13 protein-coding genes, 1 tRNA gene and 1 pseudogene are annotated in these 13,481 nt (G+C 41.1%); 12 read left to right on the top strand and 3 right to left on the bottom strand.

The window, feature by feature from the left end; translation table 11 throughout:
- Nucleotides 1-322 precede the first annotated feature (322 nt).
- The 6 genes from ltrA to L634_RS0116020 all read left to right on the top strand — a co-directional run bounded on the left by ltrA (nt 323) and on the right by L634_RS0116020 (nt 7,469).
- Nucleotides 323-1,576 (top strand): group II intron reverse transcriptase/maturase, encoded by a 1,254-nt coding sequence (gene ltrA / locus L634_RS0116065; RefSeq protein ID WP_026583319.1) that lies wholly within the window; start codon nt 323-325, stop codon nt 1,574-1,576.
- A gap of 923 nt (nt 1,577-2,499) precedes the next feature.
- Nucleotides 2,500-2,937, top strand: a complete 438-nt coding sequence (gene sirA, locus L634_RS0116040) for a sporulation inhibitor of replication protein SirA (RefSeq protein ID WP_026583318.1) — start codon at nt 2,500-2,502, stop codon at nt 2,935-2,937.
- A gap of 87 nt (nt 2,938-3,024) precedes the next feature.
- Nucleotides 3,025-3,240, top strand: a complete 216-nt coding sequence (locus tag L634_RS0116035; RefSeq protein WP_026583317.1) for a YneF family protein — start codon at nt 3,025-3,027, stop codon at nt 3,238-3,240.
- Nucleotides 3,241-3,372: 132 nt separating this feature from the next.
- A complete protein-coding gene (locus L634_RS0116030; protein ID WP_026583316.1) occupies nt 3,373-3,813 on the top strand; it encodes a DUF6376 family protein in 441 nt (146 codons plus the stop codon).
- Nucleotides 3,814-3,922: 109 nt separating this feature from the next.
- Entirely contained in the window at nt 3,923-5,671 is a 1,749-nt protein-coding gene (locus L634_RS0116025; protein ID WP_026583315.1) for an ABC transporter transmembrane domain-containing protein, read from the top strand.
- A 4-nt stretch (nt 5,672-5,675) separates the two neighbouring features.
- Nucleotides 5,676-7,469 (top strand): ABC transporter ATP-binding protein, encoded by a 1,794-nt coding sequence (locus L634_RS0116020; RefSeq protein ID WP_026583314.1) that lies wholly within the window; start codon nt 5,676-5,678, stop codon nt 7,467-7,469.
- 43 nt (nt 7,470-7,512) lie between these two features.
- Here the strand turns inward: L634_RS0116020 and L634_RS0116015 are convergent, their stop codons facing one another.
- Nucleotides 7,513-8,271, bottom strand: a complete 759-nt coding sequence (locus L634_RS0116015; RefSeq protein ID WP_026583313.1) for an MBL fold metallo-hydrolase — start codon at nt 8,269-8,271, stop codon at nt 7,513-7,515.
- 118 nt (nt 8,272-8,389) lie between these two features.
- Between L634_RS0116015 and L634_RS0116010 the strand changes: the two genes are divergently transcribed.
- Nucleotides 8,390-8,800: an Lrp/AsnC family transcriptional regulator gene (locus L634_RS0116010; RefSeq protein WP_026583312.1), complete on the top strand. Its 411-nt coding sequence runs from the start codon at nt 8,390-8,392 to the stop codon at nt 8,798-8,800.
- A 132-nt stretch (nt 8,801-8,932) separates the two neighbouring features.
- Here the strand turns inward: L634_RS0116010 and L634_RS31280 are convergent, their stop codons facing one another.
- Nucleotides 8,933-9,103, bottom strand: coding sequence for an aspartyl-phosphate phosphatase Spo0E family protein (locus tag L634_RS31280; protein WP_034262790.1), 171 nt, complete (start codon nt 9,101-9,103; stop codon nt 8,933-8,935).
- A 609-nt stretch (nt 9,104-9,712) separates the two neighbouring features.
- On the opposite strand from L634_RS31280, the gene L634_RS0116000 reads away from it, so the two are divergent.
- From L634_RS0116000 to L634_RS0115990, 3 genes are all read left to right on the top strand, one after another.
- Nucleotides 9,713-10,420, top strand: a complete 708-nt coding sequence (locus L634_RS0116000; RefSeq protein ID WP_026583311.1) for a cytochrome c biogenesis CcdA family protein — start codon at nt 9,713-9,715, stop codon at nt 10,418-10,420.
- A gap of 280 nt (nt 10,421-10,700) precedes the next feature.
- Complete coding sequence (locus L634_RS0115995; protein ID WP_026583310.1) at nt 10,701-11,060, top strand: response regulator; 360 nt, start codon at nt 10,701-10,703, stop codon at nt 11,058-11,060.
- Nucleotides 11,061-11,213: 153 nt separating this feature from the next.
- Nucleotides 11,214-11,705 (top strand): CcdC family protein, encoded by a 492-nt coding sequence (locus L634_RS0115990; RefSeq protein WP_026583309.1) that lies wholly within the window; start codon nt 11,214-11,216, stop codon nt 11,703-11,705.
- A gap of 316 nt (nt 11,706-12,021) precedes the next feature.
- Here L634_RS0115990 and L634_RS0115985 read toward each other — a convergent pair whose 3' ends face one another.
- Nucleotides 12,022-12,450 carry a DUF2621 domain-containing protein gene (locus L634_RS0115985; protein ID WP_034262786.1) on the bottom strand — a complete coding sequence of 143 codons (429 nt, stop codon included), beginning with the start codon at nt 12,448-12,450 and terminating at the stop codon, nt 12,022-12,024.
- A gap of 123 nt (nt 12,451-12,573) precedes the next feature.
- Between L634_RS0115985 and L634_RS33465 the strand changes: the two genes are divergently transcribed.
- Both L634_RS33465 and L634_RS34365 read left to right on the top strand, forming a co-directional pair.
- Nucleotides 12,574-12,670 (top strand) — tRNA-Sec (locus L634_RS33465).
- Between the two features lie 82 nt (nt 12,671-12,752).
- A pseudogene (locus L634_RS34365) lies at nt 12,753-13,481 on the top strand (IS3 family transposase); the annotation flags it as partial.

Here is a 13,481-nt window from a genome sequence, read left to right as displayed (position 1 = left end):
CCACAACAAATCAAAGTCCTAAAGATGTACGTAACTTTGTAGAGTAAATCAGACGAGTAAAAGAGGAAAGATAGGTGTCTTACCCTGGGAGGTCTTGCGGATGTACAAAAGTACAGTCGAAAAAGGTTAATCGCAAGAAGTCAGCAGAAGCCATAGTAATGGAACAAATTCATGAAGGGCTGAACAATTTATAGTGTTTCAACCCCACGAATGCGTAAGTGACGTACTCCGAATGTGTTAATGGTGAAAGTATGAGCGTATCTCAAAGGATAAATCAAAATGGAGCTATCACTTACTACGTGAGAGGGAAGGAGAAACGAGTGTGGAACTTTTAGAACAGATTCTAAGTAATCAAAATATGAATGAAGCCTACTTGCGTGTCTATAGAAATAAAGGTGCAAGTGGTGTCGACGGAGTAACAGTCGACGAGCTGAAGAAATATCTGAATGAGAACAAGGATGAGCTTCGCAAGCGCATCAGAACAAGAAAATACCAACCACAAGCTGCCTTAAGAGTGGAAATCCCAAAAGAAAATGGAAAGATGCGCAAATTGGGAATACCAACAGTAGTGGATAGAGTAGTTCAACAAGCTATTCATCAAGTGCTCAGCCCGATATTTGAAGAGCAGTTCAGCGAATTCAGTTACGGCTTCAGACCGATTATAAAAAGTTTGGAATTTCTAAATGATGGAAATGATTGGGTAGTAGATATTGACCTTGAAAGATTCTTCGATACGGTCCACCACGATAAACTCATGCGGCTTATTGCCAAGACAATAGATGATGGAGACGTTATTTCGCTAATCAGAAAATACTTAGTTAGTGGTGTTATGGTGAATGGAAATTATGAAGAAACACCAGTTGGGACTCCGCAAGGAGGTAACCTCAGCCCATTATTGAGTAACATTATGTTAAATGAACTTGATAAAGAACTAGGTAGTAGAGAATTGCGATTCGTGAGATACGCTGATGATTCCCTCATTTTTGTAAAGAGCGAGAAAGCAGCGGAAAGAGTAATGAAATCTATCGTGAAGTTTATAGAAAATAAATTGGGACTAATAGTTAACGTAGAGAAGAGTAAAATCTCTCGTCCAAAAGAACTAAAGTTCTTAGGATTCGCTTATTATTACGACACCAAAAATAAGAGATATCAAGTAAAACCCCATCCAATTTCAATACAGAAATTTCAAAGAAAACTTCGAAGACTGACAAAGCGAAACTGGGGTGTTTCTCTGGACTATAGAATATTGAAACTGAAACAGGTCATATTCGGATGGGTAAATTACTTCAGGATTGCAAATATGAAAGTAGTGACTCAAAAAATAGATCAGAAGCTTCGCTCCAGAATTAGGGTAATCATCTGGAAGCAATGGAAGATACCGAAAAAGCAAATCAAATCGCTTATTCAGCTCGGGATTCCGAAAGAAGAAGCAAAAGGATTAACTTTCTGTCGAAAAGGTTACCGGTATACAGGATTATCGAAAGTCGTCCAAAGAGCTATCTCAAACAAAAGACTACAGCAGAGGGGACTCCCCTCTGCGCTAGAACATTACCTAAAAGTACACACTGCAATATAAATTGAAACGCCGTATACGCGAACCGTACGTACGGTGTTGTGAGAGGGGCGAAAATAAAACAAATTTATTTTCCCTCTACTCGATTTTGTTTGGGAGTGGAATATAGTTTTATTGAGCTATTCATGGGGCTTTCATAAAGCCGCAGACGAAGAGGAGTCAAAGAAAAGGTCATCATGAAGCGTTCATGAAGCCGGAAAAGGAGAGGAGCCAGAGAAAAAGGTCGCCATGGAGGGTTCATGAAGCCGGAAAAGGGGAGGAGCCAGAGAAAAAGGTCGTCATGGAGGGTTCATGAAGCCGGAAAAGGAGAGGAGCCAGAGAAAAAAGTCGCTATGGAAGGTTCATGAAGCCGGAAAAGGAGAGGAGCCAGAGAAAAAAGTCGCCATGAAGCGTTCATGAAGCCGGAAAAGGAGAGGAGCCAGAGAAAAAAGTCGCCATGGCGTGTTCAGGAAGCCGGAAAAGGGGAGGAGCCAGAGAAAAAGGTCGCCATAGAGTGTTCATGAAGCCGGAAAAGGAGGGGAGTCAGAGAAAAAGGTCGTCATGTAGCGTTCATGAAGCCTCAAAGGGAAATAAGTCAGGTAAAAAGGCCGTCATATAGAATTCATGACATTTTTCTAAAAAGAAGTGGCAATCAGAGCTGATAATGGAACCGAAAATAGCCAAAAAACCCCCATAATCCCCAATCAGCAGGATTACCCACAAAGTTTCTCCCGGAAATCAGCATAATATATCTAGTTTCCAACTTAATCAACAAAAACAGTCAATCTCTCAATAACATCATTTATTCTCTCACCAAGAATCCTCATAATGAACCGAATTGCACGCATTCGACAAAATTAGTGAAAGTTTTTTACATCTTCAGACACATTCCTTATTTTTGTTTTTTTATAATTGAAAGAAATGGATCGTCCCGGAAGGAGGGGCCAATGAGAGCTTATCAATTGTATTTAATAGAAGATGAGTTTGCGTCTCATTATTTTGGAAGAGAGCGGATGTTTTTTCAGTTGTTTGAGGAGCATGAGCATTCGACCGGTGAAATGAAGTCTATTCTTTCCAAACAGATCGATTTTGTCACAAAACCAATACCGGGATTAAAATTACATCAATATATTCATCAGCAGCTTCAGCGAAAAAAGGGCTTTTTAAGAGAAAATGGTGCATACTATATAGAGATGAGCAAAAGAAGCAGGGCGAAGCTTGAAATATTTGATCGGTGCCTGGTTTTAGAAGCGGCGGGCAGCTATGAGGCTGAGACGGTTTTTTTCGAGGTGCTCCGAAAAAGCGAGTCTTCCTTCCTGGCTATTGACCTCCAGCATCAGCGCTATGGCTGGCTAAAACCCATAAAAGAAAGAAAATTCGTCTAAAATCAGAGAAAAAATGAAGCAAATATTGTATAATAGCCTTTGGTCTAGTACACTGTATGATAGACAACATGAAGGAGGAAGTAACTTATGTGGATGTACATTCTAGTCGGTATACTGGCGCTTCTTGCTGGTGTAGCACTAGGATTTTTCATTGCTCGAAAATACATGATGAGCTACCTAGAGAAAAATCCGCCAATTAACGAACAAATGCTTAAAATGATGATGATGCAAATGGGCATGAAGCCTTCACAAAAGAAGATCAACCAAATGATGAATGCCATGAACAAGCAGACTGGCAAGTAATCAGGACTAAGCATCCCATCCAAAGCCACTTTTCTGAAAAAGCAGAAAGGTGGTTTTTTTATGCTCAAATTGAAACCTTACACTTAGCCAATCGTAAAGGTATTATGACAAAATAAAGAAGGGGAAGCGCTAATGAAAAAATATCTTTTAACAGGACTCCTTGCTATCACGATGCTATTAAGCGGCTGTTCGTTTTTAGGGGAAGTGAATAATTCCGTTGATTATGTAAATCAGGCGACAGAGCATATAAATACTTTAAATGACTTTGCTGATGAGGCGCCGCAGATGCTGAAGGAAGCAGCGGCAGATCCAGCGTTAAAACAAGAGCTTGAGGACCGATTGATTACTCTTAAACAGGATGTAGAGGAATTCATTGCATTGAAGGATGTCCCAGCTTTAGCTGAAGATGTCCATCAGGAATTAGTGAATCAAAATGAAGCGCTGCTTGCAGAAATTAATAATGTTTTAGAGAGCGGGAACCTGGCACTGGATAAGCTGGAGAACTCCGAGCTCTTTATCACGATTAATGAAGTAACCAGTCTGATGAACCGAATTGAAGCATTAGGACAATAAGCATCCACCAGGGTGCTTTTTCTTTGCCAATAAAAATCTTCCTTATTTTTGAAATATTTGATAAACTATTTAAGCTATTATTATGTTACGGTTTTCGGAGGAAATTTATATGAAGGTCTTTTTGGATTTGATGTGGTTTTTTAAACAGGAGAAAAAGGCGTATGTGAACGGCATTATTCTCCTATTGTTTGTGGCGCTGCTGCAGCTGGTTCCGCCTAGGGTTGTCGGAATTGTGGTCGACTCAATAAAAAATGGAGAGCTGACAGGGCAAACATTATTGATGTGGATTGGGCTCCTGGCTGCTGTTGCGCTCATGATGTATGCGCTGCGATATTATTGGCGCATCATGATTTTCGGCTCTGCCGTTAAGTTGTCCAAGTTATTGAGAAACAAGCTTTACCATCACTTTACTAATATGTCGCAGTCTTTTTACCAGAAAAAGCGGGTTGGCGATTTGATGGCCCATGCGACCAACGATCTACAGGCCATACAGCAGACTGCGGGAGCAGGGGTTCTGACATTTGTGGATTCCTTGGCAACAGGCGGGTTCGTTATCATCGCCATGGCTACCACGATCAGCTGGAAGCTAACGCTGATCAGTCTGATTCCAATGCCATTCATGGCACTGCTGACAAGCTGGTATGGGTCGCTCCTGCATAAACGTTTCCACAAGGCGCAGGAGGCATTTTCATCACTGAATGATAAAACGCAGGAGAGTGTGTCCGGGATTAAAGTTATTAAAACTTTTGGCCAGGAAAAAGAAGATATTGAAGATTTCCGCAAGCAGTCTGAAGATGTGGTTCAGAAGAATATCTCTGTTGCCAGAGTGGATTCTTTATTCGATCCTACCATCTCCATCATTGTCGGGATCTCTTTCTTTCTATCCATTGCCTTTGGATCCAGATATGTATTGGCAGGAGAATTGACGATCGGGCAGCTTGTTTCATTTACAACTTATCTTGGGCTGCTGATTTGGCCAATGCTTGCTTTTGGATGGCTGTTCAATATCGTTGAAAGAGGCCGTGCTTCTTATGATCGTGTTTCTGGTCTGCTTGCAGAAAAAATTGAGATTAAAGATGATCAGGCTGGCATTAATGAAGTGCCAAGCGGAGATATTGAATACAAGATTGAAGAATTCGCTTATCCGGGAGAAAATGAAGAAATGCTTAAGGAAATTTATTTTAGGCTGCGAAGAGGAGAGACTCTTGGAATTGTCGGTAAAACCGGTGCTGGTAAAACAACTCTGCTTAAACTTTTCATTCGTGAATTTGAAGGCTATAAAGGAGAAATCCTTTTTGCAGGACACCCTATTGACCGCTATAAAATGGAGAAGCTGAGGGAAGCGATTGGCTATGTGCCGCAGGAGCACTTTCTGTTTTCTGCCACCGTTGCTGATAATATTGCGTTTACAAGGCCGGATGCCGAGGTTGAGGAAATCTATGCTGCAGCTAAACTTGCAAACATCCATGATGATATTCTTGAATTTACAGACGGATATCAAACGGTTGTTGGGGAGAGAGGGGTATCCCTTTCCGGCGGACAAAAACAGCGGATTTCCATTGCGAGAGCATTGCTGATGAATCCGGAAGTGCTGATTTTGGATGATTCCCTTTCTGCGGTTGATGCCAAGACAGAGGAAGCTATCCTCACTGCATTAAAAGATGAGCGTGAAGGCAAAACAACAATCATTACGGCTCATCGCCTGAGTGCCATCCAGCATGCAAATCTCATACTGGTACTGGATGAAGGAAGAATCGTCCAGCGGGGAACGCATGATGAATTGATGACTGAAGAAGGCTGGTATAAGAATATGTATTTGCGCCAGCAGTTGGAAGAGCTTGTGGAGCATGGGGGATAAGAATATGGAAAAAACACCAGTAATGAAAGGGAAAGAGCAGAGGAAGGTCCTGTTCCGGCTGCTCTCTTATACAAAACCGCATAAGAAGACCATCTTGCTCGCTTTCAGTTTGCTCCTGTTAACAACGATAGGAGACATACTGGGACCGATTCTGGTCAAAATCTTTATTGACGATTATTTAACACCCAGAAATCTGGCCTTTGAGCCGTTATTTGCTTTGGGTGCAGCCTACCTGGGTATTCAAATCATGAATGTGCTTGTTTCCTATTTTCAGCTGCTGAAGTTCCAGGAGATCGCCTTAAAAATCATCCAGCAGCTGCGTGTTGACGTTTTTTCAAAAGTACAGTCATTGGGCTTAAAATACTTCGATAAAACGCCTGCAGGAAGCATTGTTTCAAGGGTTACGAATGATACGGAAGCCATCAAAGATATGTTCGTCAGTGTATTGGTCACATTTATACAGGGAGCCTTCCTTCTGACGGGGATCTTTGTGGCGATGTTTATTTTAAATGTAAAGCTTGCATTGTTCTGTCTGGTCATTTTGCCGATTCTTTTTATGATTATGAGAACGTATCGGAAATATAGTTCCGTTTTTTATAAGGATTTAAGGGAAAGGCTGAGCCAGCTAAACGCGAAGCTGAGCGAATCATTGCAGGGGATGTCAATCATTCAGGTGTTCAGGCAGGAAAAAAGGCTGCGGAAGGAATTTGGCGATATTAATGAGCAGCATTATAATGCCGGGATGCGGAATATCAAAATGGATGGGCTGCTCCTGCGGCCTGCCATTGATCTTGTCTATGTGCTGGCACTGATCATTGTATTGAGCTTCTTTGGGATTTCTTCCTTTAATAGCCCGATTGAGATTGGGGTCCTTTATGCGTTTGTCAGCTATTTGGACCGGTTCTTTGAGCCGGTGAACCAGATTATGATGAGGCTTTCCATGTATCAGCAGGCTATCATTGCGGCTTCACGGGCTTTTGCGCTATTGGATGAAAAGGAGCTTGCACCGGCACAGGAGGATCAGAGTGCTGTCGAAATCAAGGATGGGGAAATTGAGTTCCGTAACCTCAGCTTTTCTTATGACGGCAAACGGGATGTCTTAAAAAATATTTCGTTTACAGCGAAGCCGGGAGAAACCATCGCCCTCGTTGGCCATACAGGCAGCGGCAAAAGCTCCATCATTAATATAATGATGCGCTTCTATGAATATGAGCGCGGCGATATTTTAATAGATGGAAAAAGCATTAAATCCTATCCAAAGGATGAGCTGCGGACAAAAATGGGGCTTGTTCTTCAGGATCCGTTTCTTTTTTACGGAACAATTAAGGATAACATCAAGCTTCATAATAAGGACATGACCGATGAAGAGATAGATGCAGCAGCCAAATTTGTTCAGGCACATACGTTTATTGATAAATTGGAGGATGGCTATGATCATCAGGTGGTGGAACGCGGGTCTACTTTTTCAAGCGGGCAAAGGCAGCTGATCGCCTTTGCGAGAACGATTGCCGCAAACCCTAAAATTCTGGTCCTGGACGAAGCAACTGCGAATATTGATACAGAAACGGAAGAAGCGATCCAAATTGCATTGGAAAAAATGCGAAAGGGCCGCACGACAATTGCGATTGCCCACCGTTTGTCTACGATTCAGGATGCAGAGCTAATCTTGGTTCTTCATCAAGGGGAAATCGTTGAAAGAGGTACTCATCAAGAGCTGCTTGCCAAGCGTGGCTTGTATCATAAAATGTACCTGCTGCAGAATGGTTCTGCTGATAAAGTGGAGGATGCAGTTGGATAATAAATCGGAAAAGACGTGTGAGTGCTCACACGTCTTTTCTATCTTAAAACGAATATGATTCTCCATCATCCGGGATTAAAACAGTAGAAATTCCTTTTTCATTTATAAAGCTCTTTAATTCTTCCCTTGATAATGTCCAATGATTGACGGCTTCCATATGGACAGAAATAATCCTGGCGTTAGGGGCAGCGTTGCACACTTCATAGATATCCTCTTTTCCCATGACGAGGGAACCGCCTTCATGGAATTGATTATCCCCGCCATTTACGACAATTATTTCTGGTTTGTGTGTTTTAATAGTTTCCCGAACAGCTTCGTACCAAACTGTATCCCCAGCCACATATAGAGTTTTTTCATTCGGGTGTTTAAAGACAACACCACAAACTTGACCAGCTAGTTTTAATATTTCTCCTCTTCCATGCTCCCCTTTGGTTTTGATTAGCTGAATATCTTCAAAGACTGAATCTTCCTGTAAAACTTCTACATTTTGAAAGCCGTCCTTTTTAACTTCTCTAGCATCTTCTTCATTTTGCACAAACATTTTTATATCCTTAGGCAGCGCACCTTTGGCTGTATCATCCCAGTGATCTAAATGCAAGTGTGTTAAAATGACAGCATCTATATTAGCAATTATGTTATCAATGGATATTGGCAATTCCACTAAAGGATTATTCTGGTCTTGCCTTAATGAATTGGGGAATGGCGGGTAAGTCCCCTTATCTGCCAAAAAGGGGTCAATTAAAAACTTTTTCCCTGCATATTGGACAACTAGTGTTGCATTACGTATATGTTGTAAATTCATAGTTATTAACTCCTTTTCTTGGATTTACATATAGTTTATACTATGACCAATTGACAATTACATAGAATAAATCAAGTCTTTTTGCCGTTTGACTTGATTTATGAAAGGAGTTGAATACATGTTAGATAACACGGATCGGCGAATCTTGGTAGTCCTCTCAGAGAACAGCCGTATAACAATGAAGGAATTGGGTGAGAAAGTCCATTTGACTGGGCAGGCAGCAGCAGCCCGAGTGGAAAAATTAGAGGATCATGGCATTATTGAGGGATATACCATTAAATTGAATCAAGCAAAGCTTGGATATTCTATCCATGCTTTCATCAATATCTATACACAAAGCCCTGATCACCGACCTTATTTAACTTATATAAAGGAACAGGCAGAATACATAATCAATAACTATAAAATCAGCGGTGATGGCTGTTATCTTCTTGAATGCAAATTTCCATCCAATGAACGGCTGGATCAATTTTTGATAGACTTGAATAAGCATGCGAACTATAAATTGACGATTGTGATTAATAAATAGTTTGCTCCATGACAAGTGTTATTTATCAGGAAGCGGTCCAAGGGAAAAAGAAAAGCTCGCCATCATGTGGCGAGCTTTCTTCTTGCTATTGCGAATCGTTTATTGAAGTGATTGGCATAGCGGAAAAGTTTATTATTGTGTCTGCACTTTTTTTATAAAGGTACGATTGTATTCATTTAATAGGGCATCAAGTTCCTGACTGTACCGGATTGCCGCCGAAGAGTTTAAGCCGCTTTTCATGGCCACTTTAATTAATTCTGTTCTCTTCTGTTCAATCAATGTAAGCAGTTCTTGTTTACACATGGCCAATAATTCCTCTCTGGTGGTTTCTCGTTACATTATGTACAATTCAGCTGCCAATTATGTTCCATGTTAAATGCTGAAAGATAATAACAGAATTTGTTAAGATATACTATAGTATATCGAATTATGGTAATTAATTCAAAAGAAACTTCTTTTAAACTTTAATAACATTTACATTAAAAAAACATGTTTTATGTTGAAAGTTAATATTGTTTATTATAGGCTTGTTTAGGGATTTTTTCCAGAGATGTAAGGGAGTTTCAGTGGGGCTTATAAATTTAGGATATATTGTCTCTGTTACATAGGCCTGCTAATCTCCGCTCCAGTACTCGCTTTCCGTGGGCGGTCAGGGAGCCTCCTCGTCGCTTTCGCGTTAGCGGGCTCTCTCTTTGACTTGCTTCTCCCGCAGGAGTCTCTTGCCTTCTGCTTCAATCAACAGGGTGCTATAAATCAACATTGCTTTAATACAGCTATTTAAAAAATCTAATTCAACAGTATACTTATAGGAGTATTAATTAGGACACAAAACGTTCACATTCTATCCAATATCTTTTCAAATAGGGATTTGTTAGAATAAATAGGAACGAATGTGTATCAGGAGTTGTGACTATGACGGATTTAAATGTATTTATTGCGTTAGGAGCAGGTTTCTTAAGTTTTGTTTCTCCTTGCTGCCTGCCATTATATCCAGCGTTCTTATCTTATATTACAGGAATGTCAGTAGGGGAGATTAAAGAAGAGAATGCGATGCTGCAAAGGCGGAGCATGCTGCATACATTATTCTTCCTGCTTGGTTTTTCAGCGATCTTTATTGCAATTGGGTTTGGCACAACCTTGCTCGGCCAGTTTTTCTATCAATACCAGGACTTAATCAGGCAAATCGGAGCCATTTTTGTCTTCTTCTTTGGATTATTGATTGTGGGTGTTATTAAACCGGAATTTCTAATGAAGGAAAGGCGTTTTGAATTCAAGAACCGTCCATCAGGTCTTCTTGGATCAACGCTAATTGGCATGGCTTTCGCAGCTGGCTGGACTCCTTGTACCGGCCCCATCCTGGGAGCTGTGTGGTCATTAGCTGTAACAAATCCAAACTCAGCAATGGTTTATATGATTGCTTATATTCTTGGATTTGCTATTCCATTCTTTGTTCTTTCATTCTTTATTGGAAGAATGCAGTGGATCAAGCGAAACAGCGCCAAGATTATGAAAATCGGCGGCGTGTTAATGATGATCATGGGTGTTGTCCTGTTCTTTGACTGGATGACAAAAATCATCGCGGTTTTATCTCCGTTATTCGGCGGGTTTATGGGTTTTTAAAATGAAGCAGCACATTCATATTGCGAATGTGCTGCTTTTTTGATATAAGTAAAAAGGGCTAGGGATCGGTCGAAATTTGTCGTATTCTTTAAATTGAAATTTATCTGATATTTCGCTATATTGTAAGATGTGTTCTTTCAGCGTGGATGATTGTATTTATATGGAAATCATCCATTTTTGCTAGATGATAGTTTTTTATAGTTGGCTTTTTGGGTATTTTTTACTATGATAGAAGTATAATAGAGATAAGGGTTCCAATGCAGTGCAAGGGGGAAAAGCGGTGGGAAGAATTTTATTAGTCGATGATGCAAAGTTTATGAGAGTCACTCTTGGCACGATTTTAAAAAAAGCCGGCCATGAGATAGTGGGAGAAGGGGAGAACGGCAGGGAAGCCGTAGAACTGTATGGAAATCTGCAGCCGGATCTCGTCATGATGGATATCACTATGCCTGAAATGAGCGGACTGGATGCCATGAAGGAAATAAAAAAGAAAAATCCAAGCGCAAAAGTCATCATGTGCTCTGCGATGGGCCAGCAGAAGGTAGTGGTCGAGTCCATTGAAGCAGGCGCAAAGGACTTTATTGTTAAGCCTTTTGATGAAGGCCGAGTACTGGAAGCGGTTAATCGGGTATTAAGCTAAGAAGCTGACTCAGGTACCCTGGACATAAGGATGTGTCCGGGTATCAGATGGAGTTAGCTTTTTTATATGAACAAATTGCCTTAAGTGTACCTAAATCAAGCCCATTAAGATATAATAGGTAGAGGAATCTAATGAAATAGAGGATGAAATCGAATGGACTTTGTATTAATTTCATCAATCGGTGCCGTTTTTATGGCAATCTTCGCGATGTTCATCCGCATGAAGGCAGCCAAAAAGCCGGCTTCCGCCAAGAAAATCATCTTGCCGCCGATTTTCATGAGCACAGGTGCGCTCATGTTTGTCTTCCCATATTTCCGCGTAACTCCAATGGAGATACTGGAAGCTGCTACAGTGGGAATGCTGTTTTCCATCCTGCTGATTAAAACATCTTCCTTTGAAATCAGGGACAACGAAATCTACCTAAAGCGTTCTAAAGCATTTGCTTTTATCCTAATAGGATTGCTTGTGATTCGGATTATCGGAAAATTGGTCCTCAGCTCCACGATCGACTATGGAGAACTGAGCGGCATGTTCTGGATACTTGCTTTTTCCATGATTGTGCCTTGGAGGATTGCGATGTATTTGAATTATCGCAAGCTGCATCAGGAATTGTATGGAGCGGGGAATCCGAAGACGACTATATAAGATGGAAGCTGCCGGGCATGGGTTCGGTAGCTTTTTTACTTACGCATTGGCCTGTTGATTTCTGCTGAAGGCGCTCAGCGAACTGCGGGCGGTCCGGGAGCCTCTGCTCAGCGTATCCGCGCCTGGGGGGCTCTCTTTGACTTGCGCTTCCCGCAGGACGTTGAATTATCATCCTTGAGTAAATACTTCGTCGTAAGAAAATGCGAATAAATTTTCGAGGATCTCGCGCCTTCTGCTTTAATAATACAGGTGCCAATATCATCAATAAGCTTTCATACTTTGTAAATAAAAAACCATTTCGGTTACCCGAAATGGCCTAAAACAGATGCTCATATGGCGTCATACTTATCTGCTTCTCTGTTAATTTTTTGCGCAGGAATTTGTGATCCCGTTTTGGAGTTGCTAAGATATATCCCCGAATCAAAAGGTCCTGGTCAATCTTTGTTGCCTTTTCCTTTAAGGCAAGCTCGCCAATCTTCCCGGCAATCTTCATTCTTGCAACATCCCTGAACAGCTCAGGAACCGGGCTTACCAGATCCTCCAGCAAATCCTTCTCCTCCTGCTGCCAAAGGTGGCGCGTCTCGTTCACATAATGCTCTTCCCAATCCAAATCCGATTTGCCATCCTCTTTCGGCATCCGTTTCAAAAACTTCCGGAACATAAAAAAGCCGCCGATTGCAAAAAACGAAACCAGAATCACAACCCAGAATAAAATAAACCACAAAAACCAGCCTTCAAGTTGCATTTCCTTCACCTACAAACATATTTTCCTGTCCCTATTATAATCCTTGTCCACCTTTTCGACAAGAAAGTAAGCATTAGTCTTGAAAGCAGCTGTTTTTGCCCTTATAATAAGAAGAGTCTTTACGGGGCTGATTGGGGTGCTGGTGCCCTCCACGGTCTTCAAAACCGCTTGTGACCACCGTGTGTGGTCAGCTGGGTTCGATTCCCAGGCGGTCCCGCCAAATCAACGTTTTTGAACAGGCTACACTTAGTTGGACAGAATTTTTAAGGTCAAGTAGACTACAGATAACACATTAGAGGAGAATCTACATGGCCAAAAGAGAACGGCGAACATTTACTGAAGATTTCAAACAACAGATCGTGCAGTTGTACCAAAATGGGAAACCAAGAAAAGAGATTATTCGTGAGTATGACCTTACTCCTTCATCATTTGATAAGTGGGTGAATCAGAGTCAGAACTCTGGTTCTTTTAAGGAAAAAGACAATTTAACAGGTGAACAAACGGAACTGATTGAACTCCGTAAGAGAAACAAGCAACTAGAAATGGAAAATGACATTTTAAAGCAAGCCGCGCTGATACTAGGACGAAAGTAAATGTAATCAAGAATAACCAAAACAAATACTCGATATCAGCAATGTGCAAAGTCCTACAAATCCCTAGAAGCAGCTATTATTATGAAGCAAAAGAAAGAAACCCAGAGGATAATATTACCTCCGATGTAATCGACATTTTTCATGCCAGCCGTCAAAATTATGGGACACGTAAAATCAAAATAGAATTAAAGAAACGCGGTCTCATCGTTTCAAGAAGAAGAATTGGGCGCATTATGCAGGAGCAGGGTCTTGTGTCTTCATATACAGTAGCTCAATTTAAGCCACATGCGAAATCCTGTAATGAATCCGAACAGAAAAACGAACTGAAGCGTGAGTTCAGCCAGGAAAAAGAAATGACAGCAATCGTAAGCGATTTGACATACGTAAGAGTCAATCAAAAATGGAATTACGTATGTGTCTTTGTCGATCTCTTTAATC

It is taken from the genome of Bacillus sp. J33, from assembly GCF_000518885.1.
GTDB lineage: Bacteria > Bacillota > Bacilli > Bacillales > Cytobacillaceae > Cytobacillus.
Note: the sequence above shows the minus strand (reverse complement) of the source record. Positions and strands in the feature narration are given on the sequence as shown.

What these genes read in the sequence shown, in the direction of transcription:
- sirA (WP_026583318.1), top strand. Translation starts at nt 2,500, where the DNA reads ATGAGAGCTTATCAATTGTATTTAATAGAAGATGAGTTTGCGTCTCAT.
- L634_RS0116035 (WP_026583317.1), top strand. Translation starts at nt 3,025, where the DNA reads ATGTGGATGTACATTCTAGTCGGTATACTGGCGCTTCTTGCTGGTGTA.
- L634_RS0116030 (WP_026583316.1), top strand. Translation starts at nt 3,373, where the DNA reads ATGAAAAAATATCTTTTAACAGGACTCCTTGCTATCACGATGCTATTA.
- L634_RS0116025 (WP_026583315.1), top strand. Translation starts at nt 3,923, where the DNA reads ATGAAGGTCTTTTTGGATTTGATGTGGTTTTTTAAACAGGAGAAAAAG.
- L634_RS0116020 (WP_026583314.1), top strand. Translation starts at nt 5,676, where the DNA reads ATGGAAAAAACACCAGTAATGAAAGGGAAAGAGCAGAGGAAGGTCCTG.
- L634_RS0116015 (WP_026583313.1), bottom strand. Translation starts at nt 8,271, where the DNA reads ATGAATTTACAACATATACGTAATGCAACACTAGTTGTCCAATATGCA.
- L634_RS0116010 (WP_026583312.1), top strand. Translation starts at nt 8,390, where the DNA reads ATGTTAGATAACACGGATCGGCGAATCTTGGTAGTCCTCTCAGAGAAC.
- L634_RS31280 (WP_034262790.1), bottom strand. Translation starts at nt 9,103, where the DNA reads ATGTGTAAACAAGAACTGCTTACATTGATTGAACAGAAGAGAACAGAA.
- L634_RS0116000 (WP_026583311.1), top strand. Translation starts at nt 9,713, where the DNA reads ATGACGGATTTAAATGTATTTATTGCGTTAGGAGCAGGTTTCTTAAGT.
- L634_RS0115990 (WP_026583309.1), top strand. Translation starts at nt 11,214, where the DNA reads ATGGACTTTGTATTAATTTCATCAATCGGTGCCGTTTTTATGGCAATC.
- L634_RS0115985 (WP_034262786.1), bottom strand. Translation starts at nt 12,450, where the DNA reads ATGCAACTTGAAGGCTGGTTTTTGTGGTTTATTTTATTCTGGGTTGTG.